Source organism: Thioalkalivibrio sp. ALD1, assembly GCF_000381245.1.
Taxonomy (GTDB): Bacteria; Pseudomonadota; Gammaproteobacteria; order Ectothiorhodospirales; family Ectothiorhodospiraceae; genus Thioalkalivibrio.
This window is the reverse complement of sequence record NZ_KB906241.1, coordinates 367,003-393,980: the sequence shown is the minus strand read 5'-3', so window position 1 is coordinate 393,980 and position 26,978 is coordinate 367,003. Positions and strand designations below refer to the sequence as shown.

Genomic DNA, 26,978 nt, shown 5'->3' with positions numbered 1-26,978 from the left:
GTATGGAGACCGCAGTAGCCAAGGAGATCGGTGGGCGCCGCGAACAACAGGACGCGGCCTGTGTATTGACCTGTCCGGACAACCAGCATGCGCTGCTGGTGGTGGCCGATGGTATGGGCGGGCACGCCGACGGGGCGTTTGCGGCGCGCACGGCGATCACTACCGCCGAGCGCCTGTGGGACGACTGCGCTGCCCACCCGCAGGATCCGCCGGCACTGCTGGAGAATCTCTTTCGCCAGACGCAGGCCGCTCTCCATGATCCCGGAGCCGCGCCCGACAAACAACCAGGCACCACGCTGGTGGCGCTGTATGTCGGGCCAGAGCGGGCCTGGTGGGCGCACTGCGGCGACAGCCGTCTGTATCACTTCGAGGGGGAGCGCCTGATGACGCGCACCCGGGACCACACCCGCGTGCAGGCGCTGGTCGATGCCGGCGAGATCCGCGAAGAAGACATGGCAACACACCCCGAACAGAACCAGCTCCTGCAGGCCCTGGGCGTAGTGGATCCGTTACGGGTGGACCATGGCGATGCCCCGCTGACATCCGACAGCCGCTTCCTGCTGTGCTCCGATGGATACTGGGAACAGCTGGGTCCCGAGGAGAGCGCTCGATGGATGAGTCACCCGGATCTTCAGGCAGCCTGTACACAGGCGGCCGCCCGCGCGGCACAGCGCGGCGGCGCGCATGGCGACAATGTGTCCATCACCGTATGGCGTGCACAGGCCATGACCACCCCCGATCGGCACCACCTGCGTGCCGCCATCCGGCCGATGCTGCTGGGAGGTCTGCTACTGCTCGCCGTCCTTGCCATCCTCTTCTGGCCCCTGGACTGAACATGACGCGTCTTGTTGTCGGGGCAGCAATTCCCCTCGTCGCCCTACTAGCCGGCTGCGCGATACTGGGAGTCGAAGGGGATGAACCGGTCACCGAGGTACCCGAGGTTTCAGAAGAGGCCCCTGCAGAAGGATCCGCGCCGGCGGAGGACCTGGCCATCGCGGAGATCATCGAGGCCCTGCAGGAAGGGGACATAAAACGGGCAGATCCCGCGCTGGACCGATTCCTGGAGGAAGAGCCCGAGCACAGGGTCGCGCGCAGCCTGCGCGCGCAGCTGGATGCGGACCCACGCGAGGAACTGGGCTCGGCCTACTTTTCGCACACCGTGGAGCCGGGTGAGACACTGGGCCAGCTGGCCCGACGGTACCTGGGCGACGCCAATCGCTTCCTGATCCTCGCACGCTACAACGATATCGATCGCCCGTCGCGGCTACTGGCGGGCCAACGCCTGCGCATACCGGAGACTGCCGCGCGCGAGGCACCCGCCGCCAATGCAGAGGGGCTCGACGAGCAGTTGGCGGCCCTTGGCGGAAGGGACGACGAAGATGCCTACCTGCGCGCGATCGAGGCCGACCTGGAGGCGGGTCGTTACGGAGAGGCGCGCGATGGGGTGCGGCAGGCGCGTGCACAGGCCGATAATGGCCTTCGGGGGCAGCGACTCGACGAGCTGGAACGCGCGGTGGAGGGCCGCTACTGGGAGCAGCGCGGGCACGAGGCCCGGGATGCGGGTGACGCCGAGGCCGCGTTGGCCGCCTACGACCGCGCACTGGAGGCCGACTCCAGCCGTGACGCGGCCCGGGAGGCGCGCGAGAAACTGCGTGAACAGCGCAAGGACGAGCTGCATTCAGCGGCCATCCAGCGTTACCGCAATCAGGACCTGGAAGAGGCGATTGCCCTGTGGGACGAGGCGCTAAAGCTGGACCCCGAGTTCGAGGCCGCACGCGGATACCGCCTGCGGGCCTTGGAACTGCAGCGCCGCCTGGAGCGGCTGGGACGCTCGGAAGAAGGCGCTTCCTGAGCCGGTCAGACCCCGTATTCGGCGCGGTAGGCGCGCAGGGCCTCGAGGTGCTCGGGGGCGCGGCCGGTCTGCTCCAGCATCTGCACCAGGTCCCCCAGCCGAGCCACGCGCACGACCTCCATTCCCAGATCGTCCTCGACCTCCTGAATCGCCGAGCGCTCGCCACGGCCGCGCTCTTCGCGATCCAGGGCAATGGCCACCGCCACTGGCGTGGCGCCCGCCGCGCGGATCAAGTCCACCGATTCACGGATCGCGGTGCCGGCGGTGATCACGTCGTCCACGATGAGTACGCGCCCGGCCAGTGGTGCGCCCACGATGTTGCCGCCCTCGCCATGGTCCTTGGCCTCCTTGCGGTTGAAGGCCCAGGGACGGTCCATGTCGTGATCGCGATACAGTGCTTCGGTGACGGCCGCGGCCAGCGGGATGCCCTTGTACGCAGGGCCAAAGACCAGGTCAAAGGCGACCCCGGAATCGACGATTGCCTGCGCATAGAACTCGCCCAGGCGCACGAGATCGGAGCCCCGGTTGAACAGGCCGGCATTGAAGAAATACGGGCTCACCCGCCCCGACTTCAGTGTGAACTCGCCAAAGCGCAGTACGTCGCGTTCCAGGGCATAGTCGAGAAAGGCATGGGCGGTCATCGTGGGGCTCCGGTCGGAAAACGCCGTATTCTGACACAGCCGTGGCCGTAATCATCGGGCCAGCCCTTTCCTGCACCGGCGCGCGCCGGTATTGTTCCCCGCCATGCGCATACTCTCGATGAACGCCAACGGCATCCGTGCCGCCGCCCGCAAGGGCTTCTTCGACTGGCTCCCGGCGACCGAGGCCGACGTGGTCTGCATCCAGGAGACCAAGGCTCAGATCCACCAGATTCAGGGCGAGCCTTTCCATCCCCCCGGCTACCACAGCGCCTACGTGGATGCGGTAAAGCCCGGCTACAGTGGCGTGGCCCTGTACAGCCGACGCCAGCCGGACGAGGTGATCACGCGCATCGGCTTCGAGGAGGCGGACAACGAGGGCCGCTATGTGGAGATGCGCTTCGGGGAACTTTCCGTGGTGTCGCTCTACCTGCCATCGGGTTCCTCGGGGGACCACCGGCAGGATTCCAAATGGCGGTTTCTGGACTTCTTCCGGCCGTGGCTGGCCGAGCGCATGCAGGACGGGCGCGAGTGGGTGATCTGCGGCGACTGGAACATCGCCCACAGGGAGATCGACCTGCGCAATTGGAAATCCAACCAGAAGAACTCGGGCTTCCTGCCCGAGGAACGCGCCTGGCTGGATCACCTGTTCGACGAGATCGGCATGGTGGATGTATTCCGCCGGCTGGACGACCGTCCCGAGCAGTACACCTGGTGGTCCAATCGTGGCCAGGCCTGGGCAAAGAACGTGGGCTGGCGCATCGATTACCAGATCGCCACCCCCGGCATCGCGGAGACCGCCCGGGACCCGTACATCCATACGGATGATCGCTACTCCGATCACGCCCCGTTCTGGATCGACTATGACTACACGCCCTGATTACGCACAGGCGTCCGCATGAGCACGGCCGCCGAGTCGCAGAACCGCCCGGACCGCGACTGGCGAGCGGCGCTGGCCGTCTACCGCCACCCGCGGGTGGTGGGCATGCTGTTCCTCGGTTTTGCCGCCGGACTTCCGCTACTGCTGACGGGTGGCACCTTTACCGCCTGGCTGCGCGATCTCGGGGTCGAACTCGCCTCCATCGGTTTCCTCTCCTGGGTGGGCATGGCGTACAGCATCAAGGTGCTGTGGGCCCCGATCGTGGACCGGATGCGACTCCCGTTGCTAACCCGGATCTTCGGGCGCCGGCGCGCCTGGATGCTGGCCGCGCAGGCCACCATCATGCTGGGGCTGTTCGGGATTGCCTTCACCGACCCCACCGAGCAGCTGTGGCTGGTCGCGGTATGGGCGGTGCTCACGGCCTTTGGGGCCGCCACCCAGGATATTGCGATTGATGCCTACCGCATCGAGGCGGTCAGCCAGGAGCGGCAGGGGGCAATGGCGGCCGCCTACGTCTTCGGCTATCGCGTGGCCCTGCTGACCGCCGGTGCGGGGGCATTGCATATCGCAGCCGCCGGCAACTGGAGCCTTTCCTACGCTGCGATGGCCACGCTGATGCTGGTCGGGGTCGTCTGCACCCTGATCGTGCGCGAGCCGGAAGTCGCGACGCGCGACGCGAAGACCACGCAACTGGAAGAGCGCGTGGTGCATTACATCAACAACACCGCGGACACCGGCCTCTGGCGGGACTTCAAGGCCTGGTTCATCGGCGCAGTCGTGTGTCCGTTCGTGGAGTTCTGGCAGCGCTTCGGAAAGATCGCCCTGCTGGTGATCGCGTTCATCGCCATCTTCCGCATCAGCGACATCTTCATGGGCGTGATGGCCAATCCGTTCTATCTGGACCTGGGCTTTACCAAAGACGAGATCGCCAATATCGCGGCGGCCTTCGGGCTGGCGATGACCCTGACGGGAGCCGCCCTTGGCGGATTGCTGGTGGTGCGTTTCGGGATCATGCGCATGCTGATCGCCACCGCCATCCTGGCCCCGGCCACCAATCTGACGTTCTCCTGGCTGGCCACGCTGGGGCCGGAGCTCTATGGCCTCGTATTCGCGATCATGGCGGACAACCTCTCCGGCGGGATGGCGATCTCGGTTTTCATCGCCTATCTCTCCAGCCTGACGAATTCGGCTTACACCGCCACGCAATATGCCTTGTTCAGCTCGATCATGACCCTACCGGGCCAGTTCCTGGCCGGCTTTACCGGCATATTCGCCGAGCATCTTGGTTGGTTCTGGTTCTTCGCGAGTTCTGCGCTCATTGGTATTCCCACCATCCTGCTGGCGCTTGCCCTGATGCGCTGGGCCAACCCGGACCGCATGGCCCAGCCTGGAAGGCCACCGGAACTGCAAGAACCGCCGCAGGAACAAGAACGCTCCCCTTCGTAGAGACTTACCGGGGTTCAAGACGCCCCCCCTCGCATGGCCCCGCAGGCCCAGACCTGAGCGACACAAAATCGCCCGCCGGCGATGAACATCGCGGGCGGGCGGCAGGTAAGGCTGCGCCCCGTTCGACAAGGGGCGGTTGTCGGCTACCCCGGCTTCAGGGGCGCTTCGGTGTGGTGTACTCGGCCTCTTTCTGGAAGGACTCCCAGATCGTTTCGTAACCGACAAACCCCTTTTCGTTAGGCGGCATCTGACGGGTCACGAGATAACGGGACTTGCCATCCGGGACCTGCGGGTGTTTCTTCTCGGTATCCTGGCTCATGTTTCATTCACCTCGCTTCGATGAAAAAAAGGGGATGGGACACTCACGTCTCGCTCCCCAGACATACTGACAGGCCGGGTGAACCGGCTCCATCACTCGATGGGCACCGCTCGTCCGCTGTCGATTTCCGGGCCCGACTCCACCTTGCCACCATGCTCGATTTCTTCAGCAGTGGCATCACGCACCAACAACACATTCAGCTTGAAAATCACCTGTCGGCCACACAGTGGGTTATTGCCATCGATGGTGATCGTCTTGTCGTCGAGCCGCGTAACCAGAAAGTTCTTGGTCTGGCCTCGATCGTTTTCCATCAGGATCGCCGTACCGACTTTGCGGTACTCCTCCGGCACGTTTTCGATCGCTTCCGTGATCACCAGGGACTCGTCGCGCGGACCGTACAGCGCATTGCAATCGATGGGGACCTCGATGGTTTCGCCCTGCGCCTTGCCCTCAAGCTCGCCCATCACCTTGGGCGACAGGACTTCATTGACGCCGTGCACATAACCCAGCGGGAACTCGACCTCGGTCAGGACCTGGCCGGATTTCTCGTCGATGACCTGATAGTTCAGTTCGACGTACTTGTTGTCCTTGATTACATCTGTCATTCAAAGTCCCGCAATCTCAAAAAATGGACGCACCGAAGATCCGCACCTCGCCTTCCTCGTAACCGAGGACCATGCGGCCAAGCCACTCGCCTTCCTTCTTCGTGCTGCGCACCCGGTACAGAACGGTCACGTGTTCGCCGCGACGGATGATGCCGAGGAAATCCCAGTCCTCCTTCAGGTTGCGGGTCAGTTCGCTCTGGGCGAACTGTTTGCCCACTTCAACCTCGTTAAGGCCGAACAGCAGATGATAGGAGAACCGGCGGACGAACTTGCCGTACTGGCCCTTGTTCGAGTACTTGATCAGATCACTCCACATGGGGTGGGCGATCTCCAGGATCTCCTCGTCGGAGTGATCGATGATGTTCATCGACGTCTCCTGCGGTGTCTGTGCTTCAGCTGCACTGGTCATGTTGAAACCCCCGGGGGGTGGCGGTTGAAAGAGAAGACCAACGCGCGAACGCGTTGGCCAACGCTGCTTCCGGTCGTGGTGACGGGGTCGCAGCCGACCCCGTCACGTTAGCACCCTAGGCTTCCGCTTTCTCGGGCTCGGCCGGGGCCTCGTCCTTGTCGACCAGGTGATAGCACGGCGCCTTCTCCATGGTGTACTCGCCGGTCTTCGGATCACGACGGGAGACCGTCAGGTGATGCCAGTTCTTGTCGTCGAGCTTCATGTAGTCGCCGCGATAGTAGTAGCCCGGCCAGCGCGTTTCCTTGCGGAACAGCGTGTGGTGGAAGACGCTCTCGGCCGTGCGTACGCGGTGCTTCAGCTCCCAGGCACGCAACAGCTCGTGGATGTCCTCCGCGGCCAGCTTTTCCAGGTCCTCTTCGAGGATGTGCATCTTCTTCAGGCCGATATTGAGCAGCTTTTCGTTGGTCATGTAGCTGACCGTCACGCCACCGCAGTATTCGTCCATCAGCTTCTGCAGGCGGTCAAGACCCTGGCGCGGGTTGATGTAGTTCGGGTTGACCGAACCGGCAACAACCTCGTTGCGGTAGATCTTGTAGTGCTCGAGCGGTTTGTAGATCTCCTCTTTGCGCTTGTTGATCTGCGAATCGGAGACGCGGATACCGTCGGCCTTGCCATCGTCGATGTACTTGCAGGCAGCCTTTGCGGCCAGCCGGCCTTCGGTGAAGGAACCGGAGGAGAACGCATGCGGCGTCCCGCCCACGGCGTCGCCGGCACCGAACAGGCCTTCGACACTGGTCATGCGATTGTAGCCCCAGAAGTACTCGGGCGGGGAGACATCCTCCGGACCGGAGCACCAGGCGCCGCAACCCGTTGCGTGCGAGCCCATCACGTAGGGCTCCGAGGTGGTCAGCTCGGGGTTCTCGTTCTTGGGGTCGACGTCGGTGGCGGCCCACAGCACAGCCTGGCCGACGGTCATGCCCAGGAAGTTTTCCCAGCCCACCTCTTCAAGGTGCGGATCCTGGAAGGCCTCCATGGTAACCATGTGGATCGGACCACGACCAGCGTTCACTTCGTTGAGGAAGGCATGGTTGCGCAGGCAGGTCGGGATCGGACGGTGGGTCCGGTGGGAGGCCTCCGGATCGAGGTACTCCTTGCCGACCATCTCCTGTAGCCCTGGCCACCACTTGGACTCGTACTCTTCACCGTTGCAGTTCTGCGTACGGGTCTTCAGGTGCAGGAAGTAGGCACCGACCGGGCCATAGCCATCCTTGAAGCGGGCCAGCACGATGCGGTTTTCCATCTGGGTCATCTTGGCGCCGGCATTGATCAGCAGACCGTAGGCCGAACCGGAAGACCACGGCGCGTACCAGACGCGGCCCGCACCTTCACCGACCGAACGCGGCTTGAAGATCATCGAGGCGCCGCCCGCGGCAACGATTACCGTCTTCGACTTAAAGACGTGATAGTTGCCGGTACGCACATTGAAGCCCACGGCCCCGGCCACCCGGTTCTCCTTGGACTCGTCCATCAGGAGATGGGTGACACAGATGCGGTTGTAGATCGTGTCGGCGGACTTCTTGGCGGCCTCGGCCACGATCGGCTTGTAGGACTCGCCGTGGATCATGATCTGCCAGCGGCCCTCACGCTGGTAGGCCCCCGTCTTCGGGTCGCGCATCAGCGGGAGACCCCACTCCTCGAACTGGTGCACGGTGGAATCCACGTGGCGCGCCATGTCGAACAGCAGATCCTCGCGCACCATACCCATCAGGTCGATGCGGGCGTAGCGCACGTGGTCTTCTGGGTTGTTCTCGCCCCAGCGGGTCCCCATGTAGCAGTTGATCGCGTACAGGCCCTGCGCCACCGCGCCGGAACGGTCGATGTTGGCCTTTTCAGCAATCACGACCTTCTTGTCCTGGCCCCAGAACCGGGCTTCCCAGGCGGCACCCGTGCCGCCCAGGCCGGCGCCACAAACCAAGATGTCGATGTTGTCTTCGACGATTGTCTTGTAGGCCATCAGTAGTACACCCCTTCTTTCAGTTTGAGACCGGCGGCCTCAAGCGTGTGCAGATCCCCCTCATCCATGCGGATGTACTTGGGCTCGTTGAACAGCAACTGGCTGTCCCGCATCGACTTGTCCGGCGCGGGTACGTCGGCCAGCTGCGGGATGTGCTTGCCCCAGGGCTTGGTAGTGATCGGCGACAGGAAATTCTTTTCCCGACCATCGCGGAACTTGATCTTCCAGGCGATGGTGCCGCGCTCTTCGTCGCGGTCGACGCGCACGCTGTGGCCCAGAGGCGCGAAGTCCGCGTAGCCGCGTACGTCAATGGCGTGGTGCGGGCAGGCCTTGACGCAGGAATAGCATTCCCAGCACATGTTGGGTTCGATGTTGTAGGCACGACGGGTGGTTTCGTCGATATGCATGATGTCTGACGGGCAGATGTCCACGCAGTACCCACAGCCATCGCAACGGGTCATGTATACGAAAGTTGGCATGGTAGTCCTCGATCGATGCTGATGTTCGGGTAAATGGCTTTATTAGTAGTGGTTGGGCTCTTCGCGCTGGATACCCTTCCCCATGTCCATCGGCGCGTCACGCAGCAACTCCATCGAGTGGCGCTGCTGTTGCTCGGGGTCGTCGCGCGTGAGGGTCGGGAGGTTCTCGGCGGAACCATCAGCCCGGGTAAGGCGCTTCTGATAGGCCGCGGCGGGCTTGAAGAACATGTGCGCGAACTTGGACCAGTAGACCGTCGCGAACAGCGTCGTGGTGGCCGCCAGGAACAGCGCAAAGAACAGCCAGCCGAGCGCAGTACCCTGGGTCAGCGACCACAGGATGGCGAACGTCGACATCGCCAGCAGCGACACGATGAACAGGTCGGCACGGACCAGCTGGTACCAGCGGCGACCTTCGGAATTCACATCGACGCGAATGAAGAACCAGAACCAGTAGCCACCAAAGGCGAGCGACAGAGCACCCAGGTGCCACAGGACCGGCCACACCCCGGCTGCCGGCTCGGTCGCGTAACCAAAGATCAGCACGGCGGAGGAGACCACAAACACGATAAAGCCCCACATGGTGAAGAGGTGGGAGGCGCGACGCGTCGGATTCTTGAATTCGCCAGAGGTGATGACCTCTTTCCCGATGGTCTGCATCGCCATCGAAAATTTCTCGCCACCACTCACGGTACGGGTTGCGTTCTTTTCCCCTTTCTTGGCGTTCTCGAAGAAATACGTGGCGCTCCTCTTGTGCATCATGTCGAGGATCGTGCCAGCAGCCACCAGGATGACCATGAGCACGACATACCACTGCATTGCGGCTGGTGGAATAAACGCAGCCAGTTCGGCAAAGGGATTACTAGTGATCACGGCGTCAGGCCTCCTCAACATGTCCAATTGGCCCACCGAGTCTGTGATAAATCGATCTTGCGCTTCAAATCAAACTTGCTTGCCGCGACATAAGCGGAATGAATGGGTCGATATGCTAATTTAGGGAAACGCTAATCTATGGCGTCAGCCGCCGCTTTATCCCGTACCGGGATTCCACCCTGAGCCGGTATCTGTTTGGAAAGTCGTGGCACGCGGCCTTTGGCATCGTGCAACCCATGGTTGCGGGCCTGTCGACCACGAACGACCGGCCGGAGGCGCGGGGCCCCGGACCGAGCCGCGTCGACCCTGCCCACCACAGGCCCCTTGTGTCAGCGCAGGCTGGATAGGGGTCAAGTAACCCGGCGCTTTATGGACTATCTTGTGCTACGTTCGGGTTCGACTCGCACGGCGGCCAAACACGCGCCCGGCCGATCGCATGCGATCCGAGCACGACATCCGGCGGCTTCGGCCGCCCCATACATAGCCCACAACCAGCGTCGGCAGGAGACAAAGCCCCATGATCAAACCGCACGGTGCAGACACCCTGAAGCCCCTGTTTGTCTACGAACCCGAGCAACATCACGCCCTGTTGAAAGAGGCCGAAACCCTTCCCTCCGTGATGATCAGCTCCGCTGCCGCGGGCAACGCCGTCATGATGGGAGGCGGCTATTTCACGCCTCTGACCGGCTTCATGAACGTCGCCGACGCGATGAGTTGCGCGGAAAACATGAGGACCACCAGCGGGCTGTTTTTCCCGGTCCCTGTGGTCAACCTCCTGGAGAACGCGGATGCCATTCGCGGGGCCAAGCGCATTGCCCTGCGCGACCCCAACATGGAAGGGAATCCGGTTCTCGCGATTCAGGAAGTCGAGGCGATCGAGGAGTTCACGCCCGAGCAGATGGCGACCATGACCGAGAAGGTCTATGGCACGACCGACATGGAGCACCCCGGAGTGGCCGCCTTCAACAGCGTAGGCCGCGTCTGCGTGTCGGGTCCCATTCAGGTACTTCACTTCTCCTATTTCCAGGACGACTTCCCCGACACCTTCCGCACCGCCGTGGAGATCCGCAACGAGATCGCCGAACGCGGCTGGAACAAGGTGGTGGCCTTCCAGACCCGCAATCCGATGCACCGCGCCCACGAAGAGTTGTGCCGCATGGCGCTGGAGCAGCTCAATGCCGATGGCGTGGTGATCCACATGCTGCTGGGCAAGCTGAAACCCGGCGATATCCCGGCCCCGGTGCGGGACGCCGCGATTCGCAAGATGGCGGAGATCTACTTCCCTCCGAACACGGTGATGATCACCGGTTACGGCTTCGACATGCTCTATGCGGGGCCGCGAGAGGCGGTGCTGCACGCGCTGTTCCGCCAGAACATGGGGGCCACCCATTTCATCGTCGGTCGTGATCATGCCGGCGTGGGGGATTACTACGGCCCGTTCGATGCCCAGACCGTCTTCGATACGGACGTCCCGGACGGCGCCTTGGAGATCGAGATCTTCCGGGCGGACCATACCGCCTTCTCGAAAAAGCTCGGCCGCGTTGTGATGATGTGCGATGCGCCCGACCACACAAAGGAGGACTTCGTGCTCCTGTCCGGCACCAAGGTGCGCGAGATGCTGGGCCGCGGCGAGGCGCCTCCGGTCGAGTTTTCGCGCCCGGAAGTGGCGGAGATCCTGATGGACTACTACCAGAGCATCAACAAGTAGCGGGACCGGGCTGCGGCCCGGTTCACGAGGAGAAATGGTGGCGGGGAATCCCGCCACCGTTTTGCATTCAGTAGGTCTTCGACAATGCCGCCTGGATCTCGGCGAAGGTCCGTGCGACATCGAATGTCTGCACCGACACCCCCAGCTGGCGGCCAATCTGCGTGGCCGAGAACATACCCCGGATGCGGGTCTCACCAGTAGCCGGGTCAGTCTGCCCGACCAGCGCATGCTGACGCCCCCAGTCCTTCAGGGTCGCGATAATGTCGCCGACATCAGCCTGCATCACCCGCTGCATGTCCAGGAGATCCACGTCCTCCAGGGGCGCCATCAGGTCGCGCACTCGCAGGTCCTCGTGCCGCAGGCCACGCTCGTTGACCATCTGGATCGGGCGTTCTCCCTGCGTGTCACGCGCCGTGATCAGACCACGCACGCGCCGCGCATCGTCGACCACAATCAGCAACCGCACACCCTTGGCAATCATCTGCTCCGTCGCCTGACCCAGTGTCGCGTCGGGACCGATCGTGGCCACCGGCACGCGGCGGAAGTCGGTCAGCACACACAGGGCCGAGGAGGCCAGCGTGACCCGCGGTTCCTCGTCGGTTACCTGCTGCAGCCCGGTTCCGGGAGCCGCCTTGCTCGATGGCAGGGGTTTGTGCGGAAATTCTGCGGTCATCGCGTTTCTCCATCCAGGGTGGGAACCTAGACGATGCCCTGACAAACGCGTGCTGACAAGCCAACCCCGTGCGACACGAGCATTGCCGCGATATGCGACAGACGGGGATAGCGCCCAACGGCCCCCGACAGGTCACTGCGTTGCGGCCGCAGCCTCCTCCGGCGTCGGCCGGATCTCGAACGACATGCTGTCGAGGTCCCCCAGCGCCCAGGTAGCCTCGGGCGCACCAAGACCGGCCACAGTACCTGGATTGACGACCCAGGTGGTCCCGTCCTTCACATGCGGTTGCTGGCGAATTTCAGTCTCGTGGCTGTGCCCGCAGCAAACGAGATCGTAGTCTCCCGTGCAGGCCATTGCATGGGCGTAGTGGGGATAATGTGTGACAAAGATGCGGCGGCCACCGAGGGTGATGGTGGCATCCAGCCCGTAGTAATGCAGCAGGCCGTTGGACTGGTGGGCGATGCGCGAGATCGCGACCGGGTCACCCAGGTTGTTGCCATGCACCGCGTGGATCGGCACACCCAGCTTCAGCGAGGCGCGCAGCGTATTTCCGCCAATTACGTCACCACAGTGGATGACGGCCTCGGCCCCCGCGGCAATACCGGCCTCGATCGCCCGGGCCAGCATGGGGCCGCGGTCATGGCTGTCGGAAACAATGCATACCTTCATGGGATTCGCAGGCCTCTGTTTTCAAAATCCTGGCGCGAAACCATAACACTGCCGCGTCCATGCTCGCGGCCACTCCCAATCCGGGCCTCTCGCGAAACCGATCGCCGGATGCCCGATTGCTCCCGAAATGCCTTGTGGTGGACCCCCCGGAACTGCATAGTGGGAGTAACCCCGGGCGGCACACAGGGGGACGCAAGTATATCGTAATTGTCTAAACTTTCAAGGCGTTAACGATCTATGGCACAGACCCCGTCGCACGAAATCAAGAACACCACCTGTTACATGTGCGCCTGCCGTTGCGGCATCCGGGTGCACCTGCGTGACGGGGAGGTGCGCTACATCGATGGCAACCCCGAGCACCCGATCAACGAAGGCGTGATCTGCGCCAAGGGCGCCTCCGGGATCATGAAGCAGCACTCGCCGGCACGGCTGACCCAGCCGCTGCGGCGCAAGGCCGGCGCCGAGCGCGGCGATGCCGAATTCGAGCCGATCTCCTGGGAGGAGACCTTCGAGATCCTCGCCGAGCGCCTCGGGCACATCCGCGAGACCGACCCGAAGCGCTTTGCGCTGTTTACCGGGCGCGACCAGATGCAGGCCCTGACCGGGCTGTTCGCCAAGCAGTTCGGCACCCCCAACTACGCAGCACACGGCGGCTTCTGCTCGGTGAACATGGCCGCCGGCATGATCTACACCATCGGCGGGTCGTTCTGGGAGTTCGGCGGCCCCGACCTGGAACGCTCGAAGCTGTTCGTGATGATCGGCACCGCGGAGGACCACCACTCCAACCCGCTGAAGGTCGCAATCTCCAAGTTCAAGCGCCAGGGCGGGCGCTTTATCTCCATCAACCCGGTGCGCAGTGGCTACTCCGCGATCGCCGACGAATGGGTCCCGATCCGTCCGGGGACCGACGGCGCCCTGCTGCTGGCGCTGATCCACGAGATCATCAACAAGGGCCTGTACGACCGCGACTTCCTGGTGCGCTACAGCAATGCCGGCCAGCTCGTGAACATGGACGAGGAGCAGGACGAGTTCGGCATGTTCCTGCGTACCGAGAAGCCGCCTGAAGAAGGCTGCTACGACGCACAGAATCAGCTCTGGTGGGATCGCAAGACGGGTCGCCCGGTCGCCACCCATACCCCGGGGGCCGATCCCTTCCTGCTCGGCGAATTCACACTCGACGACGGGACACGGGCGAAGCCCTCGTTCCAGCTGCTGCAGGACCGGGTCGCGGAGTACACCCCGGAGTGGGCCGAGCGCGTCACCGGCATACCGGCCAAGGATATCCGCCGCCTGGCTCACGAGATGGGCGTGACCGCGCGTGATCAGCGCATCGAACTGCCGATCGCCTGGACCGACTCCTGGGGCGTGGAGCACGAGTCGGTCACCGGCAACCCGGTTTCCTTCCATGCGATGCGCGGGCTGGCCGCCCACTCGAACGGCTTCCATACCATCCGTTCGCTGTCGATCCTGATGTCGCTGCTGGGCACGATCGACCGCCCCGGTGGCTTCCGCCACAAGGCCCCGTTCCCGCGTCCGATCCCGCCCTGCGCCCGCACCCCGAAGGGGCCGGAGGGCGTGCAGCCCGGCAAGCCGCTGGACGGCATGGTGCTCGGCTGGCCGGCCAGCCCGGACGACCTGTTCGTGGACGACAAGGGCGAGCCGGTCCGGCTCGACAAGGCCTTCTCCTGGGAGTACCCGCTGGCCGTGCACGGCATGATGCACAACGCGATCACCAATGCCTGGCGCGGCGACCCCTACCCGATCGACACCCTGCTGATCTTCATGGCCAACATGGCGTGGAACTCGACCATGAACACGGAAGAGGTCCGCAAAATGTTGAACGACAAGGACGACAACGGGGAATACAAGATCCCGTTCCTGGTCGTCGCGGATGCCTTCCAGTCGGAGATGACTGCGTTTGCCGACCTGATCCTTCCGGACACCACCTATCTGGAGCGCCACGACGTGATGTCGATGCTGGATCGCCCGATCTCCGAGTTCACCGGCCCGGTGGATTCGGTGCGCATCCCGGTGGTGCCACCCAAGGGCGAGTGCAAGCCCTTCCAGGATGTACTGATCGAGCTCGGGTCGCGTCTGAAACTGCCGGCCTTCGTGAACGAGAAGGGCGACCGCAAATTCCGCGACTATCCGGACTTCGTGGTCAACTACGAGACCGAGCCGGGTTCCGGCATCGGCTTCCTCGCCGGGTGGCGCGGCAAGGGCGGCGAGAAGTCCCTGCGCGGCGAACCGAACCCCAACCAGTGGGAGATGTACGCGAAGAACAACTGCGTCTTCCAGTACGAACTGCCACGCAGCTACCAGTACATGCGCAACTGGAACAAGGGCTATCTCGAGTGGTCGCAGCGCAACCGCATCACGCGCTATGGCGAACCCGTGCTGATTCACCTCTACTCCGAGGTGTTGATGAAGTTCCGCGCCGCCGCCCAGGGCAAGGGGACCACACGCAAGGTGCCGGCGCACCTGACCAAGCGCGTCGAGACCTTCTTCGACCCGCTGCCCTTCTATTACGACCCGCTGGAACACCAGTCCACGGACAAACACACCTACCCGCTGGCCGCGGTCACCCAACGGCCGATGGCGATGTACCACTCCTGGGACTCCCAGAATGCCTGGCTGCGCCAGATCCACGCCCACAACTTGCTGTACGTAAACGCGCGCACCGCGCGGGCCGCCGGCATCGAGGACGAGGACTGGATCTGGGCGGAAAGCCCCTGGGGCCGAGTGCGCTGCATGGCCAAGTACTCGGAGGCCGTCGAACCCGGCACCGTCTGGACCTGGAATGCAATCGGCAAGGCCGCGGGGGCCTGGAACCTGACCCCGCGCGCCAACGAGGCGCGCAAGGGCTTCCTGTTGAACCACCTGATCTCCGAGGAGCTGCCGGGGCATGACGGCCCGATCTCGAATTCCGATCCGGTCACCGGTCAGGCGGCCTGGTATGACGTCCGCGTACGAATCTACAAGGCCGAAGAAGGGGAGCCGCAGGAGACCTCCCCCCAGTTCAAGCCGCTCAAACCGTATCCCGGCCAGTCCACACGGGCACGTGTTTTGAACTTCTTTGCGGGCATAGGAGGCAAGAAATGACCCAACTCGCCCTCGTCATCGATCTCAACGTCTGCGTGGGCTGCCACGCCTGCGTGACCAGTTGCAAGGAATGGAACACCTCCGGCGACGCCGGTCCGCTGGTCGACCAGAATCCCTACGACGCGGACCCTACCGGTACGTTCTTCAACCGGGTGCAAACCTTCGAGGTGGGTGAATACCCGAACACCGAGACGGTGCACTTTCCGAAGTCCTGCCTGCATTGCGAGGAGCCGCCCTGCGTACCGGTGTGTCCGACCGGCGCCTCCTACAAACGCGAGTCGGACGGCATCGTGCTCGTCGACTACGACAAGTGCATTGGCTGCAAGTACTGCTCCTGGGCCTGCCCCTACGGCGTGCGCGAGGTGGACGCCGAAAGCAAGGTGATGACCAAGTGCACCCTGTGCGTGGATCGCATCTATGACGAGGAGTTGCCGGAATGGGACCGCAAGCCGGCCTGCGTGCGGGCCTGCCCGACCAATGCGCGACTGTACGGCGATATCCATGACCCCGAGTCGGTCGTCTCGAAGGCGATCCGCGAGGCGGGTGGCTACCAGTTGATGCCGGAATGGGGGACCAAGCCGGCCAACCATTACCTGCCACGGCGCAAGACCCAGCTGACCATCCGCGAGGACGAGGTGGAACGCGCGGACAATCCGCTGAAGATCGACAGTCAGTTGCCGAAGCCCGGGCAGGACGAACCCTCGCTCGACGACGTCACCAGCTGGTAAACAGGGACGAAGACACTATGCATCCAGCCTTCTCGGTCATTTTTCTCACCACCCTGATCGGCGCCGGACAGGGCCTGTTTCTCGGCCTGTTCGGTGCCGAAGCCCTGAGCCTGCTGGGCGTGCTGCCGCCCCCGGGTTCGGACTTCCTGGCGCTTGGCTCCGCGCTCGCGCTGGCCTTCCTGGTGCTGGGACTGGTCGCCTCGTTCTTTCACCTGGGTCGGCCGGAACGCGCCTGGCGCACCGCCACCAAGTGGCGCACCTCCTGGCTCTCGCGCGAGGTGATCGTGCTCCCGGCGTTCATGGGCCTGGTGTTTCTCTACGGCGCGGCCCATGCATTCGGGTTCAACCCGCCCCTGGGTACGCTGGCCGGAGACATACCCGTGCTGCCAACCATGGTGCTCGGTGCGATCGGGGCGTTGCTGGCCATCGTGCTGTATGTCACCACCGCAATGATCTATGCCTGCATCAAGTTCCTGCAGGAATGGCATTCGCCACTGACGGTGGTGAACTACACCGTGCTGGGCGCCGCCAACGGCTTTACCCTGGCCGCCGCCTATGCTGCCTGGGCCGGTGTCCCGCTGGTCGCCTTCATGGCGACGGTGGCGATCGTGCTGACCGTTCTGGGGCTGGGCACCCGCAGCGCGTCGCTGGTGCGCAACGCCCGCATCAAGTCGAAGTCGACCCTGCAGACCGCGATCGGGGTGAAGCACCCGAAGATCCAGCAGAAGTCCCAGGGCTTCATGGGCGGGTCGTTCAATACGCGGGAGTTCTTCCACCACATGTCGGCGGCATTTCTGCGCGGGATGAAATGGATCTTCCTGCTAGGCGCGTTCGTGGTCCCGGCGATCCTGCTGCTGGTCGTGCTGGTCACTCGGGTCGACCCAGTCAACGTGCTGATCGCCGCGTTCGTGATTCAGTATCTGGGCATGGTCGCCGAGCGCTGGTTCTTTTTCGCCCAGGCCAACCACCCGCAGAACATCTACTACCAGTCAGTCGCCTGACCATGACCGGGGGCGGTCCGTCCGCCCCCGGTACATCATTCATTATCCGGGCACACCCGATCCGGCCCGGTCAGCCGGCAGGCCAGCCCTCGGTCGCAATCCCCTCGCCCAGGTCGACCTCGACCAGGCGGCGACGCACTTCCAGCAGCTTTTCTACAAGGGCCGGTTCGACACGCTCGTAGGCCTCCGCGTCCGGCACCCGGTTGACGACGACGCCCAACAGTTCGGTGATCGCGTTGCCGATTGAATTCTGACTAATGGTCACGATCAGACGGCCCTCGTCATTGCGGTAGATCAGCTGCTTGAAGGCCGGCTGCCAGCGGATCGCATGGGCGTACTTGGCATCCGTGAAGCAGCGATCACGTACCTTCTTCGCGGTCTTCAGGAAATCGTTGTTGAACAGCAGCACCTCCTCCACCGCATCGGGAAAATGTACGCCCTCGGGCATCGGCGCATTGCGGGTGGAGACCTGCGAAAAGAAGGTCCGGTAGAAGTCCAGAAAGCCCTGCAGGACCGCGTCGTATTCCCGCCAGAAGCGGATATCCTTCAGCGCCTCGACCCCACCCTGGATCTCCCAACTCGGGAGGCCGTGCGGGTAGCCGGTCAGCCCCAGGCGTGCCTGGTGATCCGTAGCGGGACGCAGGATTTGCAGATCCAGGGCCCGGGTAAAAAACGTCCGATAGACATCGCGCATATAGGCCTGGAACAAGCTGTGCTGGCCGCCATCGGTCAGGTTGGGGTTGCCGGGGTCCGCCAGTGGCGCCTCGGTCAGCGTCGCCATGGGAAAGACGATGAAGTGATTGTGCAGCATGCGGATGCTGGGCACGCCCGGCGCGGTCAGCGGCCAGGTCGCGTCCAGGCTGGCCTCGCCCGCCAGCACCAGGGCCTCGGCCGGGTCCGGATACTGCTCCAGCATGTACTCGATGATCACCCCGTTCATCCGATTCCAGACATGCCGCACCGGCTCCGGCACCTGGGTGCGCCGCACTGGGCGCCCCATCGGGTCGAGGATGGTCTGCGAGGTGTTGTAGATGATGGAGCAGTCGAATTCGTTGCTGTGCCCCAGCGCCTTGCGGTAGAGCAGGAGGTTCTCCGGATTCACCAATAATCCGTTGTTGTGGACCAGGTCGGCGAGGTTTTCGGTGCTGTTGAAGAACTCGTTGGGCTTCATGCCTTCCGGGATATCCAGGGGGATAGGCCGAAAGGGCGTGGTGATCTCGCGGGGGCCGGCTTGCATGTCGGTCTATGACTCCTTACGGGGCGGGTGTCAGATAGGCATGGGCAGGCTTGTACCCACAACCACAACCCTTGTACTGTAACTTGCGCGGCTCGGAAGCGTCCGCCGCGACCTTAGCACAACCACCCACTCCTCATAGGAGCGAGAGTATGCGACTGATTCTGTTGGGGGCGCCCGGCGCCGGCAAGGGCACTCAGGCCCAATATATCTGCGAGAAGTACAACATCCCGCAGATCTCCACCGGAGACATGCTGCGCGCAGCCGTCAAGGCGGGCACTCCACTGGGTCTGAAGGCCAAAGAGGTCATGGATGCAGGCGGCCTCGTCTCCGACGACATCATCCTGGGCCTGGTGAAGGAACGCGTGGAGCAGCCCGACTGCTGCGACAGCGGCTTTCTGTTTGACGGCTTTCCGCGCACCATCCCGCAGGCCGAGGCGCTGAAAGAACAGAACGTGCCGCTCGACTTTGTGGTGGAGGTGGATGTCCCCGACGAAGAGGTGATCCGCCGCATGAGCGGGCGCCGCGTGCATCCTGGATCCGGCCGCACCTACCACATCGAGTTCAACCCGCCGAAGGTCGAGGGCAAGGATGACGTCACCGGCGAGGATCTGATCCAGCGCGAAGACGACAACGAAGAGACGGTGCGCAAACGCCTGGAGGCCTATCACAGCCAGACCCAGCCACTGGTCGAGTTCTACTCGAAATGGGCGGACAGCGGCGAGTCCGATGCGCCGAAGTACGTCCACATCAAGGGAACCGGATCGGTGGAAGACATCCGCGACCAGATCTTCAAGGCTCTGGGCTAAAAAAAGACCCGCCTGGCATTCCGGGCGGGTCGTCTTGATTGGGGCCGCGGCCCCGCGCCTGCTGCCCCTGGCCCCGAACACGGGACCAGGGGCTTTCTTGTTACTAGCGACCGAGTACCTTGGTCACCTTGTTCTGACGCAGGCGATAGGCGTCCGGCATGCCCGAGCCCAGCAACGGGCGCAGATACATGCGGAAGGCGTCGGTGACGTCGGTGCCTGAGGCATCGATGAACTCGTCCGGCATGACCTTGGTCTTGCCGGCGACGGCCTCCAGCGGCACGTACTCGTAGTCCACCGAATAAAAGCCGGTACGCTTGATCGCGACCGAGCCGTCGCGGCCCTGCCACATCGCAAACTGCACGGCCTTCTCGCCCACCTCGCGGGCCTCGCGCTGGTCGACGTCCGAGACACAGCCAATAAAGGCACGTTGCAGATAGCCGAAGGTGTCGCCGCGCACGCGCTTGACCCCCAGCTTTTCCCGGATCTCGCCACAGAGCATGTCGGCCAGGGCGCCGGTGCCCGAGAGCTGAACATTACCGTGGGCATCCTTCTCGACATCCTTGGCGAGCTTGGTCGCAATCGGTTCTCCGTCCGCGTCGTGGATCCCCTCGCTGACCGCGATCACGCAGCGGCCGTAACGGTCCATGGTCGCCTTGACGTCCGAGAGGAAGCGGTCGACCTCGAACACCCGTTCGGGCACATAGATCAGATGTGGCCCGTCGTCCGGGAATTTCTTCCCGAGGGCGGAGGCCGCGGTCAGGAATCCGGCATGGCGGCCCATGACCACTGCCAGATAGATCCCCGGCAGGGCATAGTTGTCGAGGTTGGCGCCGACAAAGGCCTGGGCCACAAACCGCGCCGCCGAGGGAAAGCCCGGCGTATGGTCGTTCTCCACCAGGTCATTGTCGATCGTCTTCGGAATGTGCACGCAACGCATCGGATAGTTGGCCTTGCGCGCCTCCTCGCTGACGATACGCACGGTGTCGGAGGAATCATTGCCGCCGATATAGAAGAAGTAGGTGATCCCGTGGGCCTTCAGGACCTTGAAGATCTCCTTGCAGTAATCGAGGTCCGGCTTGTCACGCGTGGAGCCCAGTGCCGAGGAGGGCGTCCGAGCGACCATCTCCAGGTTGTGGGTGGTCTCCTGGGTCAGGTCCAGGAATTCCTCGTCGATGATCCCGCGGACCCCGTGGAAGGCCCCGTACACCAGTTCGACGTCGGTAAACTTTCGGGCCTCGAGGACCGCACCCACCATGGATTGATTGATTACCGCCGTCGGGCCTCCACCCTGGGCGATCAGAACCTTGGCCATCCTTACTCCTCCTTATTGCGACTGCAGTGCGAACAAACCGGGGACCCGCCGCGAAGCGACCGGGGCTTCTCGATTTCACGAAGCCCGAAGATAGCAAATTCCACAACGCCCGTATGCAAACGTCTTCTTTATTATCAAAGGCTTATAAAGGAGGCTGACCGAGCCCGCCGGACCCCATGACGGGATGCGCAGGGCTCGGTTCGATCAGGAAGGGAAAGCGCCCGAGGGAGACGCCGAGCAAGGCCGGCGCCCCTTCCCCGGGCGATGTCAGTCGTCGCGCAGGTGCTGATTGACGAAGCGGGTGACGCGGATCATCGCGTCACGCGAGGCCAGGTCGTCGGCGAAGGTGCGATTGTTGCCGTTGCGAAAATCGAAGCCGCGGCCAACGCCCGGATACTCGATCCAGGTCACATCACCACCGCGGCTTTCCAGCCCGTCGGCGGCCATCTTGGCGGTCCGGTGGCGCTGATACTGCTCGTCCTCGCCGATCAGGATCATCATCGGGATCTCGAGCTGGTTCACCTCGTTGGCATAGCGATACACCTGATGGGGTTCGCCGAGGTTCGGGTCCTGCAGATGCGGGTAATAGCCAGCCCAGCAGGCGACATCTTCGACCTGCCGCTCGTAGGTCACCGCCACCTTCAGCGTCTTGTAACCCCCGCGCGAAAGAGACACCAGGCAGGCACGGTCCCCAACGATGTCGTCGCGCTCGAGCAGGACATCCAGACCCTTGTTCAGATCACCTTCCAGCTCGTAGTCATGATCCAGCGGATGGCTCTCCATGAAACGACCGGTGTACATGTCCGGCGCCATCACCACGAAGCCCCGCGCGGCCAGACGCTTCACATGAAACTCGGCCAGATCGCCCAGGCCTCGCCGACCGTGGGCCCAGAGGATGGCGGGGTAGGCCTTGCCATCGGCAGGACGCGCGACCATGGCCGGAATGTCCACGCCGTCGCGTTCGTACTCGAAACGCTCGACCTGCACCTCGTGGTTTTCAAGATCGGAATACAGGACACCATCCTCCCACCAGTCGTCATTCCACCACCAGTTGTCGGAACCGGTGGGTTCGTCCGCGGCGAGCGGTGCGACAATGAGGCTGGCGGCAGCCAGCAGGCTGAGCGAGCGCAGAGCAGAAAACATAAACCCCGGACCTTTTTTTGAGACCACGCGGGCTACCCGGCGGGCGCCCCTCCCTGGGCGATTTCAGTCGTCGCGCAGGTGCTGATTGACGAAGCGGGTGACGCGGATCATCGCATCACGCGAGGCCAGGTCGTCGGCGAAGGTGCGGTTGTTTCCGTTGCGAAAATCGAAGCCGCGGCCAACGCCCGGATATTCGATCCAGGTCACATCACCGCCGCGGCTTTCCAGGCCATCGGCGGCCATCTTGGCGGTCCGGTGGCGCTGATACTGCTCGTCCTCGCCGATCAGGATCATCATCGGGATCTCGAGCTGGTTCACCTCGTTGGCATAGCGATACACCTGATGGGGTTCGCCGAGGTTCGGGTCCTGCAGATGCGGGTAATAGCCAGCCCAGCAGGCGACATCTTCGACCTGCCGCTCGTAGGTCACCGCCACCTTCAGCGTCTTGTAGCCCCCGCGCGTGATGGACACCAGACAGGCACGGTCACCCACGATGTCGTCGCGCTCGAGCAGGACATCCAGCCCCTTGTTGAGGTCGCCTTCCAGTTCGTAGTCGTGATCCAGCGGATGGCTCTCCATGAAACGGCCGGTGTACATGTCGGGCGCCATCACCACGAATCCCCGCGCCGCCAGACGCTTCACATGAAGCTCGGCCAGATCATCCAGGCCTCGCCGACCATGGGCCCAGAGGATCGCGGGGTAAGCCTCGCCATCGGCGGGGCGCGCCACCATTGCCGGGATGTCCACGCCGTCGCGCTCGTATTCGAACCGCTCGATCTCGACTTCGTGATTCTCGAGATCGGAATACAGGACACCATCCTCCCACCAGTCGTCATCCCACCACCAGTTGTCGGAACCGGTGGCTTCGTCCGCCGCGAGCGGCGAGACGATAAGACTGGCGGTGGCCACCAGACAGAGCGCACGAAGAGCAGAAAGCATAAATCCCGAACCCCTTTTTCTTTGAGGCCGCGAGGGCTACCCGGCCGGAGCCCCGCAGCGATGAGCTACGTCTCAGAGCTTAGAGCAAAGCGCGATGTCCTGCCTTTACTCCCCGCCCGGAAAACCAATCTGGCGCCAGGCCTCGTAGACCACCACAGCCACCGCGTTGGAGAGATTCAGGCTGCGGCTGTCGGGCTGCATGGGCAGGCGCAAGCGATGCTCGGGAGGCAGCGCTTCGAACACCGATTCGGGAAGACCGCGGGTCTCCGGGCCGAACAGCAGGGCATCGCCGGACCGGAACCCGGCCTGGTCGTAACGGGCCTGCCCGCGCGTGGTCAGGGCGAACACGCGTTGCGGCCGGGTCGATTCCCGCCACTGTTCGAGGCTGTCATACTCTTGCACCCGGGCCAGCTCGTGATAGTCGAGCCCGGCGCGGCGCGCGCGGGCGCTGTCCAGCTCGAAACCGAGCGGGTGGATCAGGTGCAACGCCGCCCCGGTGTTGGCCGCCAGACGAATAATATTGCCCGTGTTCGGCGGGATTTCCGGTTCATAAAGGACGATGTGAAGCATGAGTGATTCGCGCACCGATCCGCGGCTGGCCGTTGATTTCTGCGGGCTGCATTTGAACACGCCCCTGGTGCTGCTGTCCGGCTGTGTCGGCTTTGGCGAGGAATACACCCGGGTCGCCGGGTTCTCCAACCGCGACGCAGGTGCGATCTGTCTGAAGGGCACGACCGGCCAGGCACGCCTGGGCAACCCGCCGCACCGCGTCTACGAGACCCCGGATGGCATGCTGAACGCGATCGGGCTGCAGAATCCGGGCGTGGACAGGGTGGTGGACGAGATCCTGCCCGTGCTCGATTTTGAGGAGACGCGCTTTTTCGCCAACGTCTCCGGCTCGACCATCGAGGAGTACATCGAGGTCACCCGGCGTTTCGACGACTCGCCGATCGATGCCATCGAGATCAACATCTCCTGCCCCAACGTGAAAGAGGGCGGCGTGGCCTTCGGCAACGACCCGGAGATGTCCGCACGCGTGGTCGAGGCCTGCCGTTCGGTGACCTCCAAGCCACTGATCACCAAGCTCTCGCCCAACCAGACCGACATTGCCGAGAACGCGCGCCGCTGTATCGACGCCGGGACCGACGGCTTTGCAGTGATCAACACCCTGATGGGCATGGCGGTCGACGTCGAGAACCGCCGCGCGGTGATCGGCAACAACCAGGGCGGACTGTCCGGCCCGGCGATCAAGCCGATCGCGCTATTGAAGGTACAGCAGGTCTATCAGGTGGCCGCGCCGCACCACATCCCGATCATCGGCCAGGGCGGCGTGCTGACCGCGCGCGACGCGCTGGAATTCCTGATCGCTGGCGCCAGTACCGTGGGTGTCGGGACGGGGCTGTTCTACGACCCGCTGTGCCTGCCGAAGATCCTCGACGGCATCCGTGACTACATGGATCGCCACGGGATCGAGCAGGTCAACGAACTGACCGGAACCCTGCAGCTCAACAGCGGGATCTCCGCCTGCGCGGCACCGGCCCCGGAAGACCCCACGACCTGACCCGGCTCAAGGAAACACTGATCCATGTTTCCTTAGTCGTCGTCGATGCCCAGTTCCTGAATCTTGCGGGTCAGGGTGTTGCGGCCCCAGCCCAGCAGGGCGGCGGCCTGCTGGCGGTGGCCACCCGTCACATTGAGCGCCTCGCGGATCACCGTGCGTTCCAGTTGCGGCAGCACCCGCCCGAGCAGGTCGCGCTCGCCTTGCTGCCAGTGCGTCCGTGCCACCTGAGCCAGGTCGCTGGTCCAGTCGCGGGGCGAGGGATGGTGCGTATCGGCCAACTCGCCGCGCACCTCCGCGGGCGGGCTCTCGTGATGCAGCTCGGCCGGCAGGTCGTCCAGATGCACCTCCCGACCCGAGGCCATAACCGTAAGCCAGCGGCAGGTGTTTTCCAGCTGGCGAACGTTCCCCGGCCAGGGCAGACGTTGCAGCTCGCGCACCACCTCCGGACGCATGGTTTTCGCCTCGACCCCCAGCTCGCGCGCCACCTCGGCCATGAAATGCTGCACCAGCAGCGCGATGTCCTCGGGGCGTTCGCGCAACGAGGGCACATGGATGCGGATCACGTTCAGGCGATGGAATAGGTCTTCGCGGAACAGGCCGGCGCGAACGCGCTCCTCGAGGTCCTGATGGGTCGCGGCGATGATGCGCACGTCCACGCGGATCGGGGTGTGCCCACCGACGCGATAGAAGGTGCCGTCCGCCAGCACCCGCAGCAGACGCGTCTGCAGATCGAACGGCATGTCGCCGATCTCATCGAGGAACAGCGTGCCGCCATCAGCCTGCTCGAAGCGGCCCTTGCGGCTCTGACTGGCACCGGTAAAGGCGCCACGCTCATGGCCAAACAACTCGCTTTCCAGCAGATCTTTCGGGATCGCGGCGGTGTTCAATGCGATCAATGGCTGGTCGGCGCGCGGGCTGTGCTGGTGCAGGGCTCGCGCAACCAGTTCCTTGCCGGTACCGGATTCGCCATTAATCAAGACGGTGATGTTGCTGCGCGACAGACGCCCGATCGCGCGGAACATCTCCTGCATCGCCGGCGCCTCGCCGATGATGGGTGTGTCCTCGATCCGGGCACCTCCCTCGGCGTTTTGCTGTGCGGTCGCCCGCGCCTCCAGCGCCCGCTGAACCAGGGCCACGGCATCGTCGATGTCGAAGGGCTTGGGCAGGTACTCGAAGGCCCCCGTCTGGTAGGCCCCGACCGCGCTCTCGAGATCCGAAAAGGCCGTCATGATGATCACCGGCGGCGGATCCGGACGGGTCTGCATGCGCGCCAGAAAATCGAGGCCGTTAAGTCCCGGCATACGGATGTCGGCCACCACGGTATCCGGGGCCTCGTCCGTCTCGAGAGCGGCCCAGGCCGCGTCGGCCGTTTCGAACCCGCGCACCTGTATACCGGCACGCTGCAGGGCACGATCCAGCACCCACCGGATCGAGTCGTCGTCGTCAATGATCCAGACGATGGGGTCCATCAGGCAGCGGCCTCCTGGGTCTTTTCGGATTCGATGGGCAGCAGGATGTCGAACGAAGTGCCGCCCGGTCGGGAGTGACATTCAATGAGTCCGTTGTGCAACTGGATCAGGCTCTGCGCGATGGGCAGACCGAGCCCGGTGCCGGCGGCGCGCCCGGTCACCATCGGGAAGAAGATGCGCTCGCGGATCTCCTCCGGGATGCCGGGGCCGTTGTCCCGCACACTCAGGCGCGCCACCAGTCGGTGGCGGTGGCCGGAAATGGTGTACTGGCGCAATACGCGCGAGACCAGAGTGATCTCGCCACCCTCGTTCAGCGCCTGCACCGCGTTTTGCACCAGATTCAGGATGGCCTGCACCAGCATGTCGCGATCGGCGCGCACATCGGGGATGCTCGGGTCGTAGTCGCCGCGGATCTTCAGGCCCAACGGCAACTGCACGCTGACGAGGCCGCGCACATGCTCGAGTACTTCGTGCAGATTGACGGCCTCGAAACGGGGCAGGTTGTGAGGCCCGAGCATGCGATCGACCAGACCACGCAGCCGGTCCGCTTCGCGGATGATGATGCCGGTGTATTCCTTCAACCCGTCATCGTCCACCTCGCTGGCCAACAACTGTGCCGCGCCACGCAAACCACCCAGCGGGTTCTTGATTTCGTGCGCCAGCCCCCGGGTTACCGCACGCGTGATCGCCTGCTGCTTCTGTAGCTGCTCTTCCCGGCTGATGCGCTCATGGCGATCAATGGCATTCAACTCGAACAGAAGCTGTGGTCCCGAGCCGTCGTCGCCACGCAGCGGCGTGATGGTGATGTCCGCCAGAAAGGGCTCGGCGCGCAAGGGCTCCATCTGTCGTGCCCTCAGGGTGATCGGCTGATCGAGCGAAAGCACCGACCGCAGCCGGCTGGACAGGCTGCGGTCGAGCCGGAGCCACTGTCCCAGCCCGTGGCCGACAATGCGCTCGCGGCTGAGGCCCAGCAGGACCTCGGCCGCACTGTTCAGACTCACCAGGCGCAACTCGTCATCCGTCACCAGCACGGCGGTGGACAGGTCGTCCCACCAGGGCCAGGGAGCTGGAGCGGACTTGGCAACGGGATTGTTCATCAACGGACCTCAAGCAGGAAT

The 26,978-nt window shown here is 63.8% G+C and carries 26 protein-coding genes; 10 read left to right on the top strand and 16 right to left on the bottom strand.

Translation table 11 applies throughout. The features are described from left to right. Window positions 1-2 precede the first annotated feature (2 nt). Both F623_RS0101865 and F623_RS0101860 read left to right on the top strand, forming a co-directional pair. Window positions 3-833 carry a PP2C family serine/threonine-protein phosphatase gene (locus tag F623_RS0101865; protein ID WP_018860990.1) on the top strand — a complete coding sequence of 277 codons (831 nt, stop codon included), beginning with the start codon at window positions 3-5 and terminating at the stop codon, window positions 831-833. A 2-nt stretch (window positions 834-835) separates the two neighbouring features. Then, on the top strand, window positions 836-1,852 hold the full coding sequence (locus tag F623_RS0101860) for a LysM domain-containing protein (protein WP_018860991.1): 1,017 nt from the start codon (window positions 836-838) through the stop codon (window positions 1,850-1,852). Between the two features lie 5 nt (window positions 1,853-1,857). On the opposite strand, the gene pyrE is transcribed toward F623_RS0101860, so the two are convergent. Next, on the bottom strand, window positions 1,858-2,493 hold the full coding sequence (pyrE, locus tag F623_RS0101855; RefSeq protein WP_018860992.1) for an orotate phosphoribosyltransferase: 636 nt from the start codon (window positions 2,491-2,493) through the stop codon (window positions 1,858-1,860). A gap of 103 nt (window positions 2,494-2,596) precedes the next feature. Here pyrE and F623_RS0101850 point away from each other — a divergent pair, with 103 nt between their 5' ends. Both F623_RS0101850 and F623_RS0101845 read left to right on the top strand, forming a co-directional pair. Beyond that, on the top strand, window positions 2,597-3,370 hold the full coding sequence (locus F623_RS0101850; RefSeq protein WP_018860993.1) for an exodeoxyribonuclease III: 774 nt from the start codon (window positions 2,597-2,599) through the stop codon (window positions 3,368-3,370). An 18-nt stretch (window positions 3,371-3,388) separates the two neighbouring features. Beyond that, window positions 3,389-4,816, top strand: coding sequence for an AmpG family muropeptide MFS transporter (locus F623_RS0101845; protein WP_018860994.1), 1,428 nt, complete (start codon window positions 3,389-3,391; stop codon window positions 4,814-4,816). A gap of 154 nt (window positions 4,817-4,970) precedes the next feature. On the opposite strand, the gene F623_RS13460 is transcribed toward F623_RS0101845, so the two are convergent. The 6 genes from F623_RS13460 to F623_RS0101815 form a co-directional block, all read right to left on the bottom strand. Next, window positions 4,971-5,135: a hypothetical protein gene (locus F623_RS13460; protein ID WP_012981484.1), complete on the bottom strand. Its 165-nt coding sequence runs from the start codon at window positions 5,133-5,135 to the stop codon at window positions 4,971-4,973. 92 nt (window positions 5,136-5,227) lie between these two features. Next, entirely contained in the window at window positions 5,228-5,740 is a 513-nt protein-coding gene (locus F623_RS0101835; protein ID WP_018860995.1) for a peptidylprolyl isomerase, read from the bottom strand. A 16-nt stretch (window positions 5,741-5,756) separates the two neighbouring features. Further along, the gene (locus F623_RS0101830) at window positions 5,757-6,107 is read right to left on the bottom strand and encodes a hypothetical protein (protein ID WP_018860996.1); all 351 of its coding nucleotides are present in this window, start codon (window positions 6,105-6,107) and stop codon (window positions 5,757-5,759) included. A gap of 157 nt (window positions 6,108-6,264) precedes the next feature. After that, on the bottom strand, window positions 6,265-8,163 hold the full coding sequence (aprA, locus tag F623_RS0101825; RefSeq protein WP_018860997.1) for an adenylyl-sulfate reductase subunit alpha: 1,899 nt from the start codon (window positions 8,161-8,163) through the stop codon (window positions 6,265-6,267). Continuing rightward, on the bottom strand, window positions 8,163-8,642 hold the full coding sequence (gene aprB, locus F623_RS0101820; protein WP_038029702.1) for an adenylyl-sulfate reductase subunit beta: 480 nt from the start codon (window positions 8,640-8,642) through the stop codon (window positions 8,163-8,165). Before aprB ends, aprA begins: the two co-directional genes overlap by 1 nt. A 42-nt stretch (window positions 8,643-8,684) precedes the next feature. Further along, window positions 8,685-9,458 (bottom strand): hypothetical protein, encoded by a 774-nt coding sequence (locus tag F623_RS0101815; RefSeq protein ID WP_018860999.1) that lies wholly within the window; start codon window positions 9,456-9,458, stop codon window positions 8,685-8,687. Window positions 9,459-10,029: 571 nt separating this feature from the next. Between F623_RS0101815 and sat the strand changes: the two genes are divergently transcribed. Further along, complete coding sequence (sat, locus tag F623_RS0101810; RefSeq protein WP_018861000.1) at window positions 10,030-11,220, top strand: sulfate adenylyltransferase; 1,191 nt, start codon at window positions 10,030-10,032, stop codon at window positions 11,218-11,220. Window positions 11,221-11,287: 67 nt separating this feature from the next. On the opposite strand, the gene F623_RS0101805 is transcribed toward sat, so the two are convergent. Both F623_RS0101805 and F623_RS0101800 read right to left on the bottom strand, forming a co-directional pair. Beyond that, window positions 11,288-11,893 (bottom strand): CBS domain-containing protein, encoded by a 606-nt coding sequence (locus tag F623_RS0101805; RefSeq protein WP_018861001.1) that lies wholly within the window; start codon window positions 11,891-11,893, stop codon window positions 11,288-11,290. Between the two features lie 132 nt (window positions 11,894-12,025). Further along, window positions 12,026-12,562 carry a metallophosphoesterase family protein gene (locus F623_RS0101800; protein ID WP_018861002.1) on the bottom strand — a complete coding sequence of 179 codons (537 nt, stop codon included), beginning with the start codon at window positions 12,560-12,562 and terminating at the stop codon, window positions 12,026-12,028. Window positions 12,563-12,799: 237 nt separating this feature from the next. Here F623_RS0101800 and F623_RS0101795 point away from each other — a divergent pair, with 237 nt between their 5' ends. Genes F623_RS0101795 through F623_RS0101785 form a run of 3 tightly spaced genes read left to right on the top strand, consistent with a single transcriptional unit; the run spans window position 12,800 to window position 17,393 of the window. Then, complete coding sequence (locus tag F623_RS0101795; protein ID WP_018861003.1) at window positions 12,800-15,664, top strand: molybdopterin oxidoreductase family protein; 2,865 nt, start codon at window positions 12,800-12,802, stop codon at window positions 15,662-15,664. Beyond that, window positions 15,661-16,392, top strand: coding sequence for a 4Fe-4S dicluster domain-containing protein (locus F623_RS0101790; protein ID WP_018861004.1), 732 nt, complete (start codon window positions 15,661-15,663; stop codon window positions 16,390-16,392). Before F623_RS0101795 ends, F623_RS0101790 begins: the two co-directional genes overlap by 4 nt. Before the next feature lie 17 nt (window positions 16,393-16,409). Then, a complete protein-coding gene (locus F623_RS0101785; RefSeq protein ID WP_018861005.1) occupies window positions 16,410-17,393 on the top strand; it encodes a DmsC/YnfH family molybdoenzyme membrane anchor subunit in 984 nt (327 codons plus the stop codon). Between the two features lie 70 nt (window positions 17,394-17,463). On the opposite strand, the gene F623_RS0101780 is transcribed toward F623_RS0101785, so the two are convergent. Further along, window positions 17,464-18,630 (bottom strand): hypothetical protein, encoded by a 1,167-nt coding sequence (locus F623_RS0101780; protein WP_018861006.1) that lies wholly within the window; start codon window positions 18,628-18,630, stop codon window positions 17,464-17,466. A gap of 149 nt (window positions 18,631-18,779) precedes the next feature. On the opposite strand from F623_RS0101780, the gene adk reads away from it, so the two are divergent. Beyond that, window positions 18,780-19,436 (top strand): adenylate kinase, encoded by a 657-nt coding sequence (adk, locus tag F623_RS0101775; RefSeq protein ID WP_018861007.1) that lies wholly within the window; start codon window positions 18,780-18,782, stop codon window positions 19,434-19,436. Between the two features lie 103 nt (window positions 19,437-19,539). On the opposite strand, the gene F623_RS0101770 is transcribed toward adk, so the two are convergent. From F623_RS0101770 to F623_RS0101755, 4 genes are all read right to left on the bottom strand, one after another. Next, window positions 19,540-20,748, bottom strand: coding sequence for a 6-phosphofructokinase (locus tag F623_RS0101770; protein WP_018861008.1), 1,209 nt, complete (start codon window positions 20,746-20,748; stop codon window positions 19,540-19,542). A 267-nt stretch (window positions 20,749-21,015) separates the two neighbouring features. Further along, a complete protein-coding gene (locus F623_RS0101765; protein ID WP_018861009.1) occupies window positions 21,016-21,891 on the bottom strand; it encodes a dienelactone hydrolase family protein in 876 nt (291 codons plus the stop codon). Between the two features lie 63 nt (window positions 21,892-21,954). Continuing rightward, complete coding sequence (locus F623_RS0101760; protein WP_026279340.1) at window positions 21,955-22,830, bottom strand: dienelactone hydrolase family protein; 876 nt, start codon at window positions 22,828-22,830, stop codon at window positions 21,955-21,957. Between the two features lie 105 nt (window positions 22,831-22,935). Then, a complete protein-coding gene (locus F623_RS0101755) occupies window positions 22,936-23,400 on the bottom strand; it encodes a tRNA (cytidine(34)-2'-O)-methyltransferase (protein WP_018861011.1) in 465 nt (154 codons plus the stop codon). Here F623_RS0101755 and F623_RS0101750 point away from each other — a divergent pair. Continuing rightward, window positions 23,399-24,391, top strand: a complete 993-nt coding sequence (locus F623_RS0101750) for a dihydroorotate dehydrogenase (RefSeq protein WP_018861012.1) — start codon at window positions 23,399-23,401, stop codon at window positions 24,389-24,391. The genes F623_RS0101755 and F623_RS0101750 overlap by 2 nt on opposite strands. Window positions 24,392-24,423: 32 nt before the next feature. Here F623_RS0101750 and ntrC read toward each other — a convergent pair whose 3' ends face one another. Both ntrC and glnL read right to left on the bottom strand, forming a co-directional pair. Next, window positions 24,424-25,860, bottom strand: coding sequence for a nitrogen regulation protein NR(I) (gene ntrC, locus F623_RS0101745; RefSeq protein ID WP_018861013.1), 1,437 nt, complete (start codon window positions 25,858-25,860; stop codon window positions 24,424-24,426). Continuing rightward, window positions 25,860-26,957 (bottom strand): nitrogen regulation protein NR(II), encoded by a 1,098-nt coding sequence (gene glnL / locus F623_RS0101740; protein WP_018861014.1) that lies wholly within the window; start codon window positions 26,955-26,957, stop codon window positions 25,860-25,862. Before glnL ends, ntrC begins: the two co-directional genes overlap by 1 nt. Window positions 26,958-26,978 lie beyond the last annotated feature (21 nt).